Annotated in this window: 16 protein-coding genes; all 16 read right to left on the bottom strand. The window is 28.8% G+C overall.

Annotation, left to right across the window (positions count from 1 at the left end):
• Window positions 1-372: 372 nt before the first annotated feature.
• A complete protein-coding gene (gene upp, locus ACRCYC_RS08790; protein ID WP_438618739.1) occupies window positions 373-1,002 on the bottom strand; it encodes a uracil phosphoribosyltransferase in 630 nt (209 codons plus the stop codon).
• A gap of 12 nt (window positions 1,003-1,014) precedes the next feature.
• Window positions 1,015-1,461, bottom strand: a complete 447-nt coding sequence (gene rpiB, locus ACRCYC_RS08785) for a ribose 5-phosphate isomerase B (RefSeq protein ID WP_438618738.1) — start codon at window positions 1,459-1,461, stop codon at window positions 1,015-1,017.
• 110 nt (window positions 1,462-1,571) lie between these two features.
• On the bottom strand, window positions 1,572-2,615 hold the full coding sequence (locus tag ACRCYC_RS08780; protein ID WP_438618737.1) for an L-threonylcarbamoyladenylate synthase: 1,044 nt from the start codon (window positions 2,613-2,615) through the stop codon (window positions 1,572-1,574).
• A gap of 24 nt (window positions 2,616-2,639) precedes the next feature.
• The gene (locus tag ACRCYC_RS08775) at window positions 2,640-3,317 is read right to left on the bottom strand and encodes a ZIP family metal transporter (protein ID WP_438618736.1); all 678 of its coding nucleotides are present in this window, start codon (window positions 3,315-3,317) and stop codon (window positions 2,640-2,642) included.
• A gap of 137 nt (window positions 3,318-3,454) precedes the next feature.
• Entirely contained in the window at window positions 3,455-4,519 is a 1,065-nt protein-coding gene (gene prfA / locus ACRCYC_RS08770; RefSeq protein ID WP_438618735.1) for a peptide chain release factor 1, read from the bottom strand.
• 43 nt (window positions 4,520-4,562) lie between these two features.
• The gene (gene prmC / locus ACRCYC_RS08765) at window positions 4,563-5,414 is read right to left on the bottom strand and encodes a peptide chain release factor N(5)-glutamine methyltransferase (protein ID WP_438618734.1); all 852 of its coding nucleotides are present in this window, start codon (window positions 5,412-5,414) and stop codon (window positions 4,563-4,565) included.
• Window positions 5,415-5,428: 14 nt separating this feature from the next.
• Window positions 5,429-6,325, bottom strand: coding sequence for a DUF1385 domain-containing protein (locus ACRCYC_RS08760; protein ID WP_438618733.1), 897 nt, complete (start codon window positions 6,323-6,325; stop codon window positions 5,429-5,431).
• Window positions 6,326-6,413: 88 nt separating this feature from the next.
• Window positions 6,414-6,989, bottom strand: a complete 576-nt coding sequence (locus tag ACRCYC_RS08755; protein ID WP_438618732.1) for a thymidine kinase — start codon at window positions 6,987-6,989, stop codon at window positions 6,414-6,416.
• Between the two features lie 57 nt (window positions 6,990-7,046).
• Entirely contained in the window at window positions 7,047-7,247 is a 201-nt protein-coding gene (gene rpmE / locus ACRCYC_RS08750; RefSeq protein ID WP_025161269.1) for a 50S ribosomal protein L31, read from the bottom strand.
• A gap of 113 nt (window positions 7,248-7,360) precedes the next feature.
• On the bottom strand, window positions 7,361-8,776 hold the full coding sequence (gene rho / locus ACRCYC_RS08745) for a transcription termination factor Rho (protein ID WP_438618740.1): 1,416 nt from the start codon (window positions 8,774-8,776) through the stop codon (window positions 7,361-7,363).
• A gap of 222 nt (window positions 8,777-8,998) precedes the next feature.
• Complete coding sequence (gene glpX / locus ACRCYC_RS08740; protein WP_438618730.1) at window positions 8,999-9,997, bottom strand: class II fructose-bisphosphatase; 999 nt, start codon at window positions 9,995-9,997, stop codon at window positions 8,999-9,001.
• A 179-nt stretch (window positions 9,998-10,176) separates the two neighbouring features.
• Window positions 10,177-10,824 carry a fructose-6-phosphate aldolase gene (gene fsa / locus ACRCYC_RS08735; RefSeq protein WP_438618728.1) on the bottom strand — a complete coding sequence of 216 codons (648 nt, stop codon included), beginning with the start codon at window positions 10,822-10,824 and terminating at the stop codon, window positions 10,177-10,179.
• A 270-nt stretch (window positions 10,825-11,094) separates the two neighbouring features.
• Window positions 11,095-12,996 carry an oligoendopeptidase F gene (gene pepF / locus ACRCYC_RS08730; protein WP_438618726.1) on the bottom strand — a complete coding sequence of 634 codons (1,902 nt, stop codon included), beginning with the start codon at window positions 12,994-12,996 and terminating at the stop codon, window positions 11,095-11,097.
• A 417-nt stretch (window positions 12,997-13,413) separates the two neighbouring features.
• Window positions 13,414-15,780, bottom strand: a complete 2,367-nt coding sequence (gene spoIIE, locus ACRCYC_RS08725; protein WP_438618725.1) for a stage II sporulation protein E — start codon at window positions 15,778-15,780, stop codon at window positions 13,414-13,416.
• A gap of 91 nt (window positions 15,781-15,871) precedes the next feature.
• Window positions 15,872-16,792, bottom strand: coding sequence for a Ppx/GppA phosphatase family protein (locus ACRCYC_RS08720; protein WP_438618723.1), 921 nt, complete (start codon window positions 16,790-16,792; stop codon window positions 15,872-15,874).
• Between the two features lie 55 nt (window positions 16,793-16,847).
• Entirely contained in the window at window positions 16,848-17,147 is a 300-nt protein-coding gene (locus tag ACRCYC_RS08715; protein WP_438618722.1) for an FtsB family cell division protein, read from the bottom strand.
• Window positions 17,148-17,238: the final 91 nt, after the last annotated feature.

The raw sequence follows: 17,238 nt of genomic DNA, 5'->3' as shown, positions 1-17,238 counted from the left end.
TTTTTCAATTTGGAAATTTTAATTTCAAACTAAATTTAAGTTGACTCATATTAAATATAATCTTCATTATATTAGTATTTATGCATATTTTTACATACAAAATTTACATCAAGGTTAATGTTAATTTACCCTTAATCGTATAAACAAATGTATACAGTATATATCAATTTTATACCTTTTATGAAAATTTTTCTACAAATAATTACATTTTTTTAAAATAAATTATAATATTTTTTATAATATTTTTTATAATTTTATTAATTTTATCAATTAAATTAAGTGTTTTATGGATATATTTGACATTTATTTCATTTGTTTAAACTCAAAAAGGTATCTATAAATACATATAGATACCTTTATTTTTGTTATTAACTATTTAGTTCCAAACAATCTATCTCCAGCATCTCCTAAACCTGGAACTATATATCCATGATCATTTAACTTCTCATCAATATTAGCTACATATATGTCTACATCAGGATGATATTTGTGAACTTCTGCTATACCCTCTGGTGAAGCAACTAAGTTAACTAACTTTATAGTTTTTGCCCCATCTCTTTTTAATACATCTATAGCTGCAACAGCTGATCCACCAGTTGCTAACATTGGATCAACTACTATCATTTCTCTTTCTTGTATATCTTGTGGGAATTTACTGTAATATTCTACTGGTTGTAAAGTTTCTGGGTCTCTGTATAACCCTACATGTCCAACTTTAGCTGCTGGAACTAGATTTACAAGTCCATCTACCATTCCTAACCCAGCTCTTAATATAGGTACTATTCCTAATTTTTTACCAGCTATAACTTTAGCTGTAGTTTTTACAACAGGAGTTTCTATCTCTATATCTTCTAGAGGTAATTCTCTTGTTATTTCATATCCCATAAGCATTGTTATTTCTGTTAAAAGTTCTCTAAAATCCTTAGATCCTGTATTTTTATCTCTCATTAAAGTTAATTTGTGTTGTATTAATGGATGATCTGTAACTACTACTTTATTCATTATGTAAGCCTCCTAATTATTTTGTTCTATGTCATTTAACATATTTACTCTTCTTAAATGTCTTTCGCCCTCAAATTCAGTATTTATCCATGCATCAACAATTTCTAATGCTAAGCCTTTACCTATTACTCTTTCTCCTAAAGACAGCATATTTGCATTGTTGTGTGCTTTAGACATCTTAGCAGAAAATGTATCTGAAACAACAGCACATCTAATTCCTTTAACTTTATTTGCAGCTAGAGATATTCCTATCCCTGTTCCACAACATAATATCCCATAGTCTACTTCATTACTAACAACAGCTTTGGCAACCTTTTCTCCATATATAGGATAGTCTACTGAATCTACGCTATTTTTAGTTCCAAAGTCAACGCATTCAATTCCTTTTGATTCTAAGTGTTTTCTAATTTCTTCTTTTAAATTATATCCACCGTGATCACTACCTAAACCTATTTTCATGGTCCAATACCTCCAATAAATTTGTATGAATAGATTTATACTTAATTTTATATTATACTAAACTTTTAACTTTTTTGCACCTTTTCTATACATTTTTTTCACATAATTTTTTATAAGTCTATTATTTTATATCCAGCTGATTTCATTAATCTATTCATTATAGCTCGTCCTACTCCATCATTAGAAACAGCTTCTGAATATATTATATCTATTTTTCTCTTATCCATTTCTATTAATGTATCAAATAATTTACTTCCAACTTCTTCAAGATTTGTTCCTAAACTTATAACTTCACCTTTATAACTATCTTTATGATTACTTAAACACATTACTCCACACTTTAGCCCTTTAGCTTCTTGTTGTTCTATTAAGCTGTTTATTTTATCTATTACATTACGTTCTTCTCCACGTACTATATATACATCCCCATTTGGAGAGTAATGTGTATATTTCATACCTGGAGCTTTAGCTTTTAATACATCTGCTTTGCCTTCAATAGATGGATCTACTAAAACTTCACCTATTATCGATTCCATTTGCTCTTTTGTTACACTTCCTGGTCTTAGTATCATAGGTTTTTCACAAGTCATATCTATAACAGTTGACTCTAATCCAAAATCACAGTCTCCTCCAACTATAATACCTGAAACCCTTCCATTCATCTCTTCACAAACGTGCTCTCCCCTCGTCGGCGAAGGTCTGCCTGATATATTAGCCGATGGTGCTGCTATAGGAACTCCTGATTGTCTTATAACTTCTCTAGCTATAGAATTAGATGGCATCCTTATAGCAACTGTATCTAGTCCTCCACTTGTTCTGTTAGGAACTATACTTTTTTTATTAAAAATAATAGTTAGCGGACCCGGCCAAAATTCATTCATTAATTTTTCAGCTTTATCATTTATATTTGTAACCAATGAATTTAATTCATCTTTATCATAAATATGAACTATTAGAGGATTATCACTTGGTCTACCTTTAGCTTCATATATTTTTTTAACAGCATTTTCATCTAATGCATTAGCTCCTAAACCATATACTGTTTCTGTAGGAAAGATAACTGTCTTTCCTTCAGATAACATTTTTGCATGCTTGCTTATTTCATCCTTATCTATTTCTAATTCATCTATATTGCTTATTATTGTTTTAATCATTAGTATACCTTCCTTCATATCAGTTTATATATAGCTTACTATTAAAATCCCAACTAAAAAACCTATTACAGAATACATAGATTTTGTTGATGGAAATATCTCCTCCAAAACCACATACATCATTGTTCCTGCTGCTATAGCTAGAAAAACCCCTATTAAAGAAGTACACATATCTGCAAAATATGCACCTAAAAAGCTTCCTATACCCATAGGAATTCCAGCAAGTATAGTTAGTAGTATAACCTTAGTTGTACTTATCTTACTCCCAACTAAGCTCAAAGCCATTGCCAAACCTTCGGGGATATTATGTATTCCAATTACAATTGCTAAAGTCATCCCTAAATTTTCAGTAGCTATAAATGAAGATCCTATAGCTAATCCTTCTGGTAAATTATGTAGTAATATGCTTAAAAATATCAAGTATCCCGAGTTAAAGTTAGATTTAACTTCTAATTTATTTTTTATTAACATTGTAGATATAGATCCAATAAATACAAATATAATAGTATTTAGAACTCCTACTTCTGTCATGGACTCTTTGAGAAGGTCAAATACTACTACTGCTAGCATCACACCTCCTGAAATGCCCATACAAAAACTTAAATATCTACTTACGTTCTTTCTGAAAATTGTAGATATAATTCCTCCTAGCCCAGTACCTATAACACCAGATAAAAGACCTATTAATGTTATTTCAATCACTCAATCTCACCCCTAGTATTATTTAATTTGTTCTAATTTTATGTACAACAAATTACCATTATTCCAATACTAGAGTAATAACAATTTTTACTTATAAAAAATCCCTATCTTAAATAGGGATTTTTTATTATTTGAAATTATAAAGACATCATTTTTTCAGTTTGATCTACAGTTATTAGTGCATCTATCATTTCAGCTAAATCTCCATCTAAAAATGCATCTAATTTGTATAGTGTTAAGTTTATTCTATGATCACTTACTCTTCCTTGAGGGAAATTGTAAGTTCTTATTCTTTCAGATCTATCTCCAGTACCAACCTGACTTTTTCTTTCTGCTGATATTTCTTTATTTTGAGCAGCAACAGCTTTATCATAAAGTCTAGCTTTTAATATTTTTAAAGCTTGTTCTTTATTCTTTAACTGAGATTTTCCATCTTGGCAAGATACAACTTCTCCTGTTGGTATATGTGTAACTCTAACTGCAGAGTCAGTGGTATTAACACTTTGTCCACCATTTCCCGAAGAACGGAAAACATCTATTCTTAAATCATTTGAATTGATTTCAACTTCAACATCTTCTACTTCTGGTAGTACTGCAACAGTTGCAGTTGAGGTATGTATTCTTCCACCTGACTCAGTAGATGGTATTCTCTGAACTCTGTGAACACCTGATTCATATTTAAGAACTGAGTATGCACCGTTACCTTTTATCATGAATGAAACTTCTTTGTATCCACCAACACCAGTATCACTAGCACTTAGTAATTCAACTTTCCATTTCTTTCTTTCTGCATATCTACAGTACATTCTAAATAAATCTCCAGCAAATAAAGCTGCTTCATCTCCACCAGCTCCACCTCTGATTTCAACTATAACGTTTTTATCATCATTAGGGTCTTTAGGTAGTAATAATATCTTTAATTCAGCCTCTATTGGCTCAACCTTTTCTTCCATTTCTGATAATTCCATTTTAGCTAATTCTCTTAATTCTTCATCTGATTCTTCTTGTAATATAGTTTTAGACTCAGCTATACTATTGTTTACATTTTGATACTCTCTAAATTTCATTATGATAGGTTCTAATTCAGCATGTTCTTTTATAAATTTTTGCCAAACTTTTTGATCATTTATTATTTCTGGATCACCTATTTTTTCACTTAAATCTTTATATTTATCTTCTAGTACTTCTAATTTATTTAGCATACTTTTCACCTCTTTAATTGTAACATATCAATAGTTGATTATATCATAGTTTAAAACCTATAACAACTCTATCAATTCCTTGTAAATCTTTCTTTGTATATATTTTTTCATAACCATTATCCTTCATAATATCACATACATCCTTAGCTTGATCATGACCAACTTCAAAAGCTAGTATACCTTTGGATTTCAAATATTTTATAGATTGTTCTGTTATAGCTCTATAAAAATCCAATCCATCTTCTCCACCTTCAAGTGCTATATACGGCTCATAATCTTTAACTTGTGTATGGAGAGTATCGATGTCTGATTTTTTTATGTATGGAGGATTTGAAACTATTATATCTAAAATCAAGTCTTTATCTTCAATACCGCTAAACACATCTGATTTTATAAATTCAATTTTATCATCAACATTATTACTTATAGCATTTTTTGTACCTATACTCAAAGCTTTATCAGATATATCCAAAGAATATACATGACATCCATCTATATACTTAGCTAAACTAACTGTAATAGCTCCTGATCCAGTTCCAATATCTACTATATTCAATTGTTTATTTCCTTTAGCTAGCTCTATAACTTCTTCAACTAAAGGTTCTGTATCCGGTCTGGGTATTAAAACCCCTTCCTCTACATAAAAGTCCAATCCCATAAACTCTCTATTGTTAACTATATAAGCAATCGGTCTTCCATTTAGTCTATCTTCCATTAATCTATTAAATGTAGTAAACTCATTCTCGTTGAGTTCTTTATCTAAATTTAATTGAATATATAACCTATCTACGTCTCCAAGGGATTTTTGAAGTAGTATTTCTGTATCTAATTTAGGTGTATCACTTATACTAGATAGTTTCTCCATATATTTAATTAATATTTCTCTTATTGTCATATAATTCTCCTTTACTAATTTACAACAGCCTTAAGTGCTTCTAGAGCTACCTCTAATTGTTTATCATCAGGCTCTTTAGTTGTAAATTTCTGTAGCATCATACCTGGATAAGCTACAAATCTAGTCAATTTATTATTATATTTCCCAAGCAATTTTATAATCTCATAAGATATTCCAGCAACTATCGGCACACATACTATCCTCATAATTATCCTTACAATAGGATTTGGCCATCCAAAAAAAGAGAATAAAACTATAGATGTAAACATAACTATAAACAAAAAATTAGTTCCACATCTAGGGTGTAATGTTGTAAACGCTCTAGCATTTTCTACTGTAAGTTCAAGATCATTTTCATAACAGTAAATAGATTTATGTTCCGCTCCATGATATTCAAAAACCCTTTGAATATCTTTATTTTTTGATATTAAAACTATATAAATAAATAAAATGCAAATTCTTGTAACACCTTCTATCAAATTAAGCATAAGTTTATTTTCTATAAGTTTAGAAAATAAACCACCTATTATAGTTGGCGTAACTACAAATAACAAAGTTGCTAATGACAATCCTAAAATCAAAGAAATTATAATTATAGCTTCATTAGCTTTATCCTTGAAAATCTTATTGATAAGTCTATCCAATGCTGTATCTTCATCCTCATCATCCAAAAAAAATTCTGATGAAAAATTCATACTTTTAATTCCTTCAATCATAGTCTCTATCAATATAAATGCACCTCTTATAAAAGGTATTTTATCTATATTCTTATCTGATATCCAACTTTTTATTTTCTTTTTTTCAACTATAATTTCACCATCATTTTTTCTAACAGCTATGGCTCTCTTATTTTTAGATTGCATCATAACCCCTTCTATGACAGCTTGGCCTCCAACTGCTTGTTTTTTCATATTCCCACCTCTATTTTACAGCATCATATATATAATATTACTATATAAATAAAGAAAAAACACCTAAAAGGTGTTTGCTATTTATAAATTATTTTTTGACTACATGACACTTTCTGCATCTAGCTTCATAGCTTTCAACAGCTCCAACTTGTATTATAGGTTCATCATACTTAGCAGGTTGCCCATTTATAAGTCTTTGAGATCTTGTTGCCGGTTGTCCACAAACTGAACATATCGCTTGTATTTTATCTACAAACTCTGCTACAGCTAATAATTTAGGTGTAGGTCCAAAAGGTTCCCCTTTAAAATCCATATCTAACCCAGCAGCTATAACTCTTATACCTTTATCAGCTAATCCTATAGCCATATCTACTACTGCTTCATCAAAAAATTGCACTTCGTCTATTCCAACAACTTGAGTATCTTCATTTATATACTTGTACATTTCAGATGAATCCTTTATAGGAATAGCATTTATAGTATATCCACTGTGTGATACTACATCTTCTTTACTATATCTATCATCTATAATAGGTTTAAAAACAACCACGTTTTGCTTTGCAATTTTAGCTCTTTTTAATCGTCTTATAAGCTCTTCACTTTTGCCACTGTACATAGGCCCTATGACAACCTCTATGTACCCATGATTTATTGGTCTGTACATCCTTAATCCTCCTATATAAATAAAATAGGAGTTGGCAAGCCAACTCCGTATTTACTATTAGTCGATTTTGAATCTCTTCTTGAACTTGTCTATTCTTCCACCAGCTTCTATATTCTTTTGCTTTCCAGTATAGAAAGGATGGCATTCTGAACATATCTCAACTTTTATTTCATCTTTAGTTGATCCTGCTACGAATGTGTTACCACAAGCACAACGTACTTCAACTTCTTGGTATTTTGGTTGTATATCTTTTTGCATATTTGTCACCTCTTCTCCTTACTTTTCGAAATTAATTATATTAACTTTTCGTTTTTCATCATTCAACTACACCATTATATCATAAGATTATTTAGCGTTCAAGAGTTTTCTAATTAGTTTAAACCCTCTTTTATATACTTTACAAACGCCTCATTATCCTTAGTTCTCTTTAGTAATTCTAACACTTTATCATTAACTTCATACACCGAATTATTACTCATTTCTTTTCTTAATTTCCAAAGTGCACCTTTTTCTTCTTCAGTTAATAATAGGTCTTCTCTTCTTGTTCCAGATTTGTATATATCAACTGCTGGGAATACTCTTTTTTCAGCTAACTTTCTATCTAAGTGAAGCTCCATATTACCAGTTCCTTTGAATTCTTCAAAAATAACATCATCCATTCTAGATCCAGTTTCAACTAATGCTGTAGCCAATATTGTTAAAGATCCACCTTGTCTTATGTTTCTTGCAGCACCAAAGAATTTCTTCGGACCATGAAGTGCACCTGGATCTAAACCTCCAGATAACGTTCTTCCTGTAGGTGATATACTTAAATTGTAAGCTCTTGCAAGTCTTGTAATACTATCTAGTAATATAACAACATCTTTTCCATGTTCAACAAGTCTTTGCGCTCTATTTAAAACCATCTCCGCTACTTTAACGTGATGACTAGAAACTTGATCAAAAGTAGAGTAAATTACATCAGCATTTATAGATTCTTGCATATCTGTAACTTCCTCTGGTCTCTCATCTATAAGAAGAACTATAAGTTCTACATCAGGATGATTCTTAACTATGCTATTAGCTACACTTTTTAAAAGTATAGTTTTACCTGCTTTAGGAGGTGCAACAATCAATCCTCTTTGTCCTTTACCTATAGGAGAAATTAAATCTATTAATCTTGTAGATATCTCATTTTGATATTTCTCTAATTTAAGTTTTTCTTCTGGGTATATCGGTGTCAAAGTTTCGAATGATCTTCTTTTAGTTGCTGTTTCAGGATGTTCATCATTTATTCTTTGTACATATAATAATGCTCTAAACTTTTCTCCACTTTTTGGGTGTCTAGTTATTCCCTTAACTTTATCCCCTGTTTTCATATTAAATCTTCTAATTTGTGATGGCGATACATATACATCATGCTCTGTAGATAAGTAGTTAGGTCCTCTTAAAAAACCAAATCCATCTGGAAGTATTTCTAATACACCCATTACCTCATCATCTTTAGATGTATTAAATTCATCAACAATTTTAGCTTCGTCAACTTCTTTTACATTATAAGAATTTCTATTAACCCCTTGATTATTATATCTTTGTGGTTTAGTTTCATGCCCTTTAGTTTCTTGTTTGTTTAAACTTTGTTTTTGTTCACTTTTAATTTCTTTTGTTTTTTCAATTTCTTGATTATTATCTATCATATTTTTATTTTTATTCTCGCTTATAATTTGTATTAACTCATTCTTTTTATATTTACTTAAAGACTTAAGCCCTAGTTCTTTAGCTAATTCTTTTAATTGCACTAGAGTCATGTCATTTAAATTCTCTAAATTTATATTCTTTATATTCAAAAGAATCCTCCTATCCCATAATTAAATTACAGTTTTTATTTGGAAATTAAAGGCGTGCAAATGAAAAGTTTACATTGTTTATACTAAACAGTTATTTTTAATATTATCACTATTTATACATTATGGTCAACAAATAAAAAAATAAAACTATTTAGTTAAAATAGTTTTATTTTTATGTTCATTTTATATACTATATTTACCCATTAAATCCGTTAATATATCATTTTTATCTAATGAATGTATAGCATCAACAAATCTTATAGTTCCAGTTTTAGCTCTCATTACAACAGACTTAGTTGTAACTCTATCATTTCCTAAACTAACTACTCCTTTTAATAAGTCTCCATCAGTAATTCCTGTAGCTGCAAAGAATAATTCATCCCCTTTAGCTAAATCCTCTAACGATAAAACCTTATCTATATCTTCATCAGTCAACTCCATTTCATGACATCTGATTCTTTCTTCTTCACTTAATGGGTAAATTTGAGCTTGCATATCTCCACCCATAGATTTTATGGCCGCCGCTGTTATAACTCCTTCTGGTCCTCCTCCGATTCCCATAAGCATATCAATACCTGTATCTTCAAAACAAGTTGCTATTCCTGCAGCTACATCTCCATCTCCAAACATTTTTATTCTAGTTCCAAGTTTTCTAGCTGCTTCAAATATATAATTATGTCTTTCTCTATCTTGAACTGTTATAGTCATTTCCGTAGTTTTTTTATTTAAAGCTTTAGCTACATTCTTTATATTTTCTTCAACACTAGCATTTAAATCTATACACCCTTTTGCTTTTGGTCCTACTATTATCTTTTTCATATACGTATCAGGGGCTTTAAGTAAACTTCCTTTTTTACCCATAGCTATTACAGATATAGCATTAGGTAGTCCTTTAGCTATTAATGTAGTTCCATCTAATGGGTCAACTGCTATATCAACTTTCATACTATCTTCTGTTGCCATACCAACTTTTTCACCTATATATAACATAGGAGCCTCATCTAATTCGCCTTCTCCTATTACAACTTCACCATCTATTTTAACAGTTTCAAAAGCTCTTCTCATTGCTTCTACAGCTGCTCCGTCAGCACCGTTTTTATCACCTTTTCCCATAAACTGTGATGAAACTAAAGCCGCCGCTTCTGTAACTCTAACTAATTCTAATGCCAAATTCCTATCCATAACATTCATCTCCCTTAGTTCGATAATCTTTAAACAAAATTATATATCACATTTAACAAATAGTAAACATTTATAATCATTTTTATCTAATTAGTATGGTATATAAAGCTATGGTAATTAATAAAACAGGCAAAAATCGATAAAAAAAGACGATAATTTAAAAATTATCGTCTTTTTTATTAGTTTTTAGGTACACTTTCCCAATCTTTAAGGAATTTATCTATACCTATATCAGTCATTGGATGCCCTAACATTTGTTTAAATACTTTATAAGGAATTGTTGATATGTCAGCTCCTGCTTTAGCAGATGTTAAAACATGTTGAGGATGTCTTATACTAGCTGATATTATTTCAGTTTCTATACCGTGTATATTGAATATATCTGAAACTTCTTCAATTAGCATTATACCTTCTTGTCCTATATCATCTAATCTTCCAACAAATGGACTAACATATGAAGCTCCAGCTTTAGCTGCTAATAAGGCTTGATTTGATGAGAATATTAAAGTTACATTAGTTTTTATTCCTTTTTTAGATAAAGCAGCTACTGCTTTTAATCCTTCTGCACACATAGGTATTTTTACAACTATGTTTTCATGTATTTTACTTAGTTCTTCACCTTCTTTTATCATACCCTCGCTATCCATTGAAATAACCTCTGCAGATATAGGTCCATCTACTATTTCTGTTATCTCTTTTACTACATTTTCAAAAATTCTTCCTTCTTTAGCTATTAAAGATGGATTAGTTGTTACACCTTCTATAACTCCCCAAGAATTTATTTCTTTTATTTCATCTACGTTCGCTGTATCTATAAATAGTTTCATACTATTATACCTCCTTGTAATTACATTCCTATGAATAAGCTTACTACACTAGCAATACTAGAAAGAACTAAAAGTCCTATAATAGTCAAAGCTATTACTCTAGTAGATTTCTTATTACTAGCACTTGACATGTTATCACCTCATCAATATTTAACATTTTCAACTTCTTCTATCCATATATGTTTGTAAATTATCTTGTAAATATCAAAAGCCCTTTTTAGTAAGGGCTTTTTTATATATTCTACCACTTTTTTCAAATTCCTTCTATCATTAATTTAACATTAACTTTTCTAATTCAATCACTAGTTTATTAAACTTATCTGTAGTTTTTTCTATTGGTTGTGTGCTATATAAGTTTATTCCACTTTGTTTTAATAAATCTATAGGATAATCTGAACTTCCTTTTTTAAGGAATGATAGATAATTTTCTGATCCATTGTTTAATATATCTTGGGAAAATGCAATTGCTGCGCTACATCCCGTAGCATATTTATACACATAGAAACTATTATAAAAATGTGGTATTTTTGCCCACCCCACTTTAGACAATTGATCTACTTGAAAGTCCTTACCATAATACTTTTGTAAAAGCTCTCCCCATACATCATTTAACACTAATACATTTACAGTCTCTCCTCTTTCCATTTTAATGTGAATTTCATTTTCAAATTCTGCATACATAGTCTGAGTAAACAAAGTATCTTTAATTAAATCTAAATATTGAGTTATATAATAAGCTTTCTCCTTATTGTTTTGAGTGTTTTTTATTAGCATTTCATATAATAAAGCTTCATTAGTTATAGATGCAACCTCATGTGTAAATATACTTGGCTTAGCATTTAAATAATTTTGATTTTTAGCACTCATATAACTATATACAGCATGCCCTAATTCGTGAGCTGTTGTAGATACTGAATCTAAATTACCACTATAATTCATCAATATATATGGATGAGTATTATAAACAGATAAACAATACGCTCCCCCAATCTTATTATCATCAGAATATACATCTATCCATCTTTCATTAAAAGCCTTGTACAATATATCTCCATATTCTTTTCCTAATGGATTTAATGAAGCATATATAAGTTCTTGAGCTTTTTCATATGGAATATGATCTTCTACTGGAGTTATTATAGGATTATGCATATCATATGAGTGAACTTTATCTATATTTAAAACTTGTTTTCTTAAACTAATATATTTGTGCAATGTTCCTAAGTTTTTATTCACAGTGCTTACTAATCCATCATATACCTTGGAATCTACATCATCCCCTGACATATACATTTCTCTAGAAGTTTCATATCCTCGTGTATCAGAATAAAACATATTCTTTTTAACTTGACCTATAAATAGCCCTGATAACATATTTATATTATCATTATATAAAACGGCTTCGTTCTCAAATGCTTTTTTTCTTGTATCTCTATTTAAGTTCTCTATGGCTGTTGAATATTCAGCTGGGTTTAAATCTGATTTTTTGTCCATGTTTACAAATAACTCATATACGTCTTTAGGCAGTGTAGAAATATCGCCTACATTACTCAACAGCTCTTCTTCTTTTGAATTTAAATAATGTTGTTTGTTCCTTCTTACATCATTTAGATACATACGATAATTCTCAATTAGTTTATTGTCATTTATAATATTTTTAAAGTCTTTTTCAGACAGTTTTAATATTTCTAATTCAATTTCCGAACAAATAGAACTATATTCTTTGTAAGCCTTATCTAATTCTTTATTCATGTTCATAAATTCATAAGATTTTTTATTTATATCTTGATTTAAAGATACATATGCATATAATTTTTCCAACTTAGCATCTAGCTCTTCTTTTATATTCAATGCATATATGACATGTTTAGAAGATTTAGTTAATTTACCTTTATAGTTTTTAAGTTCTTTAGTTTCTTTATTAAAATTTTTCAAACTTTTTTTCCATTCTTGATCACTTGTATATAAAGTTGTTAAATTCCAAGATGAATATTTGGTTTGTTTTTTAACAGCTTTTTTTTGTTCTTCTTTTTTAACTTCATCATTTATTGTTTCAACAGTTTTTTCATTTATTGTTTCTACATTTTTACCAATATCTTTCATCAGTAAAAAAGATGAAAATAATATAACAATAATTGTAATAGTTATAACCTTATACATATTTTTCCCCATAAAAATCCATCCTTTCGCTAAGTTTATTAGTATTAGGATGGCTTTTTATGTTTATATTATTCAATACTTCCAAAATAATCATTTAAAGTTATTAACATAGTTATCAACATATTAACATACTTTTTCAAGATTAAAACTGTTATTTTTCAACATTTTCATAAATCAATCTGAATTTTCGCAATATTTTTTTGACCTAGTTATTAACATTTTTTTAATACTTATTAACATTTTTTTTATACCTTTGTTGATATTTTTTTAAAGTTATGCACTTATTTTTTTTACTCTACTTTATTTTTTTAATAATTTTATGTCGAATATTGTAATTTCAACGAATATAGCAGGTATAATTTTAATTTTCATATCCACAACTTATCCACATGTTATCAACAATTTGTGTATAAGTTGTGGATTTTTGATCTAACACTTATAAACTTTAGTAACTAACACCGTCATATCATCATAAATATTATTATTTTGAATATCTAAAGCTCTATTTAGAATTTCCTTAGATATATCCTTAGGATTAATTGTATCTAAACTTTTTAGGAAGTATATCAACCAGTTATCCCCTAGATTTTTATTTTTTCCTGCATCTATAATTCCATCTGAAACCATAATTATATAATCTCCATCTTTTAGCTTACTACTATCTCTTTCTATATTAACATCCGATAATATACCAACAGGAAGTGATTCAGTCGATATTAATTCTATTTCTCCACTACTCCTTTTTATATAAGTTGAACACGCTCCCATTTTTATAGTATTTAAAACACCTTTATTCAAATCGATAATCCCCAAATCTAAAGTAGAAAACATCTCATCTGATGATTTAAGCATCAAGATATTATTTATGGTGTCAATCACTATTTCTTCATCTATTTTTGAATCCATCATTTTTTCTAATATATCTATAGTAACCGATGATTCTTCGTAGGCCTTTCTCCCTTTACCCATTCCATCACTTATAGCTACCATATATTTTCCTTCTGAAATCTCCATATAAGTGTAATTATCACCAGATATAACATATCCATCTTTAGACATATTAGAAACTTCTGTTACTACCTTATATTCTTGTCGCTTTGATAACTTCACTTTGCACTTTTCTCCTAAACGATTACATCCAACTTTACTAGCAACTAAGTCTTGTCCTACTATATTGGATATAATCCCAACTATTTTCTTTTCGCATAAGTGATTGTCTTTACAAGTTTCTCTTTCCATTAAAATTTCAAATTCATCTTTATCTTTAGATATATAGTTTAATCTATCAATACTTATATTATTTCTATCTAATTCAACCAATATATTTTTTTCCATTTCTATATCAAAAGTTATATCTCTGTCCAATTCCATAGCCATGCATTCAATGGATTTTGACATATATCTTATTTGTTTTGCCACTAATTTTCTATTTTCCGAAAATTTTTGTTGCCAACTATAATCAAGTGCAAACATTTTATAATAATAATTTGCTGTTTTTACAATATTTTCAGGCTTTATACAATCCTTTTTAAAATCATTAGGGATATTATCTAAATAAACTTCTCCCGTATCCTCTAACTCTTCTAATATTCTGTTCATCATGGTATATGTATAATTGAATTTATTTTCCCAACATCTTCTCTTCATACCACATTTTTTACATTCATCATGATGTACCATATCTATAATGTGAGCTATATCTTTTTGATCTAATATCTTTTCCTTTTCTCTTATCCTATCAAATGTGTTAGCTAAATCTGCATAAGTCTTATACATGCCCCTTAATCTATTATTAGTTATCTCTCTACTTCTTTCTAAATAGTCTTCTGCTCCATCATCCACACCGCTAGTACCTTTTATAAATTTCTCAATTTGTTGTATAAAATTATCAGGAATAAGTATAACTAATATACTAGCAATAAGTATATCTCTTATTTCCATCATGTTTGAACCTGATCCAGATGTATATATATATATCAAGCTCCATCCTAAAATATAACCGGCTATACTTAAATACTTATTTACTTTATTAAAACCACCTGCAATCAAACCAGCAAATGCATAAATCCCCATATACATACTAGTCGTTAGGTTATTTACAAAGTATACTAACCCGATAATAACTCCACTTGCAGATCCTAGTGCAGCTCCACCAGTTATTGATAATATTAGTATAGTCATAGTCGCCAAAATATTTCTAATCGATATCCCTAGTATGTTTATATTACCTATACCTATTATACTAAAGGTTATAATTATAGTTAGTGCAACAATTTCTTCACTAGAGGTGACTTTTCTAGAAGCCCTTTTATTTATAACCGAAACCCCATAAGAAAAAATATACGTACTAACAAACATAACTATACATTCAACCAAAGCTATACTTATATTGTATATATAATTCCCAAATATCAAAGCTTGTCCAATGGATAAAGGAACCATTATAACCATACCTATCATAGATATCTTTGTTATAGATTTTACATTTTTAAATTTATTAGAAATTAATTGAATAATCATTATGCAAATTGCATATTTTATAATATTCGAGGTTTGATTAAATGAAAGCAATGTACCAGCCATAGTAGCTATAAAAACAGGAAATTTATACTTATCTATTATTGATGCACATAAGAAAAATGCTACTCCTAATGGAGCTATATCATCTACCACCATAGCCCTACTAAGTAAAAACCCAATCGAACATAAAATTATCGTATTTGAGTCTATCAAACCTGCTTTAATAATATTTTTTAAAGATATGTTACTTTTACTTGCTACTAAGCTTCTTTCCATAAAAAAACCTCCCCTTGTTATTTTCATACTGAAATTGTAACAAAGGAGAGATATGTTTTTTGTCATAATGAGTAGCTACTATCTAATAATATTAAGACATTTTTTTTGCATTTTGACATAATAAGCCTTCTAAATTATCATACTCACTTACTATAATATTTTCTTTTTCTAAATTTTTCATTATTATATTTAATATTGTTACACCAGCTGTTATAATATCTGCTCTTTTAGGCTGTAAACCCTTCAAGATTTTTTTATCAGTTACTGTCATCTTTTTTAGATTTTGTAAAATAATATCTAATTTTTTTTTGTTTATTTTACTTGAATGAATCTTTTCCATAGAGTAAACTTCTAACTTTTGATTTATAGCTGAAACAGATGTTATAGTACCTCCAATTCCGACTATAGATTTTATATCTTTTGTTTTTAATATATCTAAAGTCTCATCTAAGGTATGCATTATAAATCTATTCATTTCTTCAAATTCTTCTTTACATATAGGATCTTTTTTCAAAAACTTTTCCGTCATTCTTAATGCCCCAATATTTTCACTTTTAGAAAATTTGATTCCATCATAACTTCCTAAAATAAATTCTGTAGATCCTCCTCCTATATCTATAACCAACACATTTTCCTTATCTTTTAATCCTTGTAAAACTCCACTAAAGCCCAGTTTGGATTCTTCTTCTCCGCTTATTATATCTATATCTATATTAGCCTCAATTTTAGCTAACTTAACGAAATCTGCTCCATTTTTACTATCCCTTAATGCTGAAGTTCCTATACAAGATATATTTATACACCCTTTTTCATATGCTAAATCCGAGAATTCTTTTAAGGCTTTTATATTTCTATTTATAGACTCCTTATTTATATATCCTTCCTTATCAACACCTTGTCCTATTCTAGTTGTATTTATAAATTTCTCTCTATTAAATAATTCACCATCTATATAATCTGCTATTAACAGTCTCATAGAGTTTGTCCCTATATCTATAGCACCAATTTTCATTTATTTATCCTCCTTTTAAATTTTAATAGTATGTAGATATAAATAGAGGAAGCAATTAATTGCTTCCTCTATTTATATCTACATATATTATTTCATTTGGTTTTACCATGTTTAATCTATCTCTAGCAATGTCTTCTATGTATTTATCATTATTCAATTTTTTTTTGTCTTGCTTTAATTGTTTAATTTCCTTATCTGTATTTTTTATCTCATCCTGTAACTTAGATATTTCATTGCTATATTCAATCGTTTTAACAATTTGTGTAGCAAATCCTCCTAATAAGGAAAATCCTATAAATACTATAAATACACCTACTATCAAATACTGCCCTATAAATTTTTTTCTTTTGTTCATAATCCCACCCCTATAATTTACTTTTTACTTTTTTAAATTTACGTGATTTAATTTTAAAAGTTTTTAAAATTTTCACTAGTAAATTAGGTAT

Origin of the sequence: Paraclostridium sp., from assembly GCF_051657365.1 — a bacterium.
Classification (GTDB): domain Bacteria; phylum Bacillota; class Clostridia; order Peptostreptococcales; family Peptostreptococcaceae; genus Paraclostridium.
The sequence above is the reverse complement of the archived record's forward strand: the minus strand, read 5'-3'. Positions and strand labels throughout refer to the sequence as shown.

Coding starts and splice junctions, on each gene's coding strand:
- upp (WP_438618739.1), bottom strand. CDS start 1,002: ATGAATAAAGTAGTAGTTACAGATCATCCATTAATACAACACAAATTA.
- rpiB (WP_438618738.1), bottom strand. CDS start 1,461: ATGAAAATAGGTTTAGGTAGTGATCACGGTGGATATAATTTAAAAGAA.
- ACRCYC_RS08780 (WP_438618737.1), bottom strand. CDS start 2,615: ATGATTAAAACAATAATAAGCAATATAGATGAATTAGAAATAGATAAG.
- prfA (WP_438618735.1), bottom strand. CDS start 4,519: ATGCTAAATAAATTAGAAGTACTAGAAGATAAATATAAAGATTTAAGT.
- prmC (WP_438618734.1), bottom strand. CDS start 5,414: ATGACAATAAGAGAAATATTAATTAAATATATGGAGAAACTATCTAGT.
- ACRCYC_RS08760 (WP_438618733.1), bottom strand. CDS start 6,325: ATGAAAAAACAAGCAGTTGGAGGCCAAGCTGTCATAGAAGGGGTTATG.
- ACRCYC_RS08755 (WP_438618732.1), bottom strand. CDS start 6,989: ATGTACAGACCAATAAATCATGGGTACATAGAGGTTGTCATAGGGCCT.
- rpmE (WP_025161269.1), bottom strand. CDS start 7,247: ATGCAAAAAGATATACAACCAAAATACCAAGAAGTTGAAGTACGTTGT.
- rho (WP_438618740.1), bottom strand. CDS start 8,776: ATGACTCTAGTGCAATTAAAAGAATTAGCTAAAGAACTAGGGCTTAAG.
- glpX (WP_438618730.1), bottom strand. CDS start 9,997: ATGGATAGGAATTTGGCATTAGAATTAGTTAGAGTTACAGAAGCGGCG.
- fsa (WP_438618728.1), bottom strand. CDS start 10,824: ATGAAACTATTTATAGATACAGCGAACGTAGATGAAATAAAAGAAATA.
- pepF (WP_438618726.1), bottom strand. CDS start 12,996: ATGGGGAAAAATATGTATAAGGTTATAACTATTACAATTATTGTTATA.
- spoIIE (WP_438618725.1), bottom strand. CDS start 15,780: ATGGAAAGAAGCTTAGTAGCAAGTAAAAGTAACATATCTTTAAAAAAT.
- ACRCYC_RS08720 (WP_438618723.1), bottom strand. CDS start 16,792: ATGAAAATTGGTGCTATAGATATAGGGACAAACTCTATGAGACTGTTA.
- ACRCYC_RS08715 (WP_438618722.1), bottom strand. CDS start 17,147: ATGAACAAAAGAAAAAAATTTATAGGGCAGTATTTGATAGTAGGTGTA.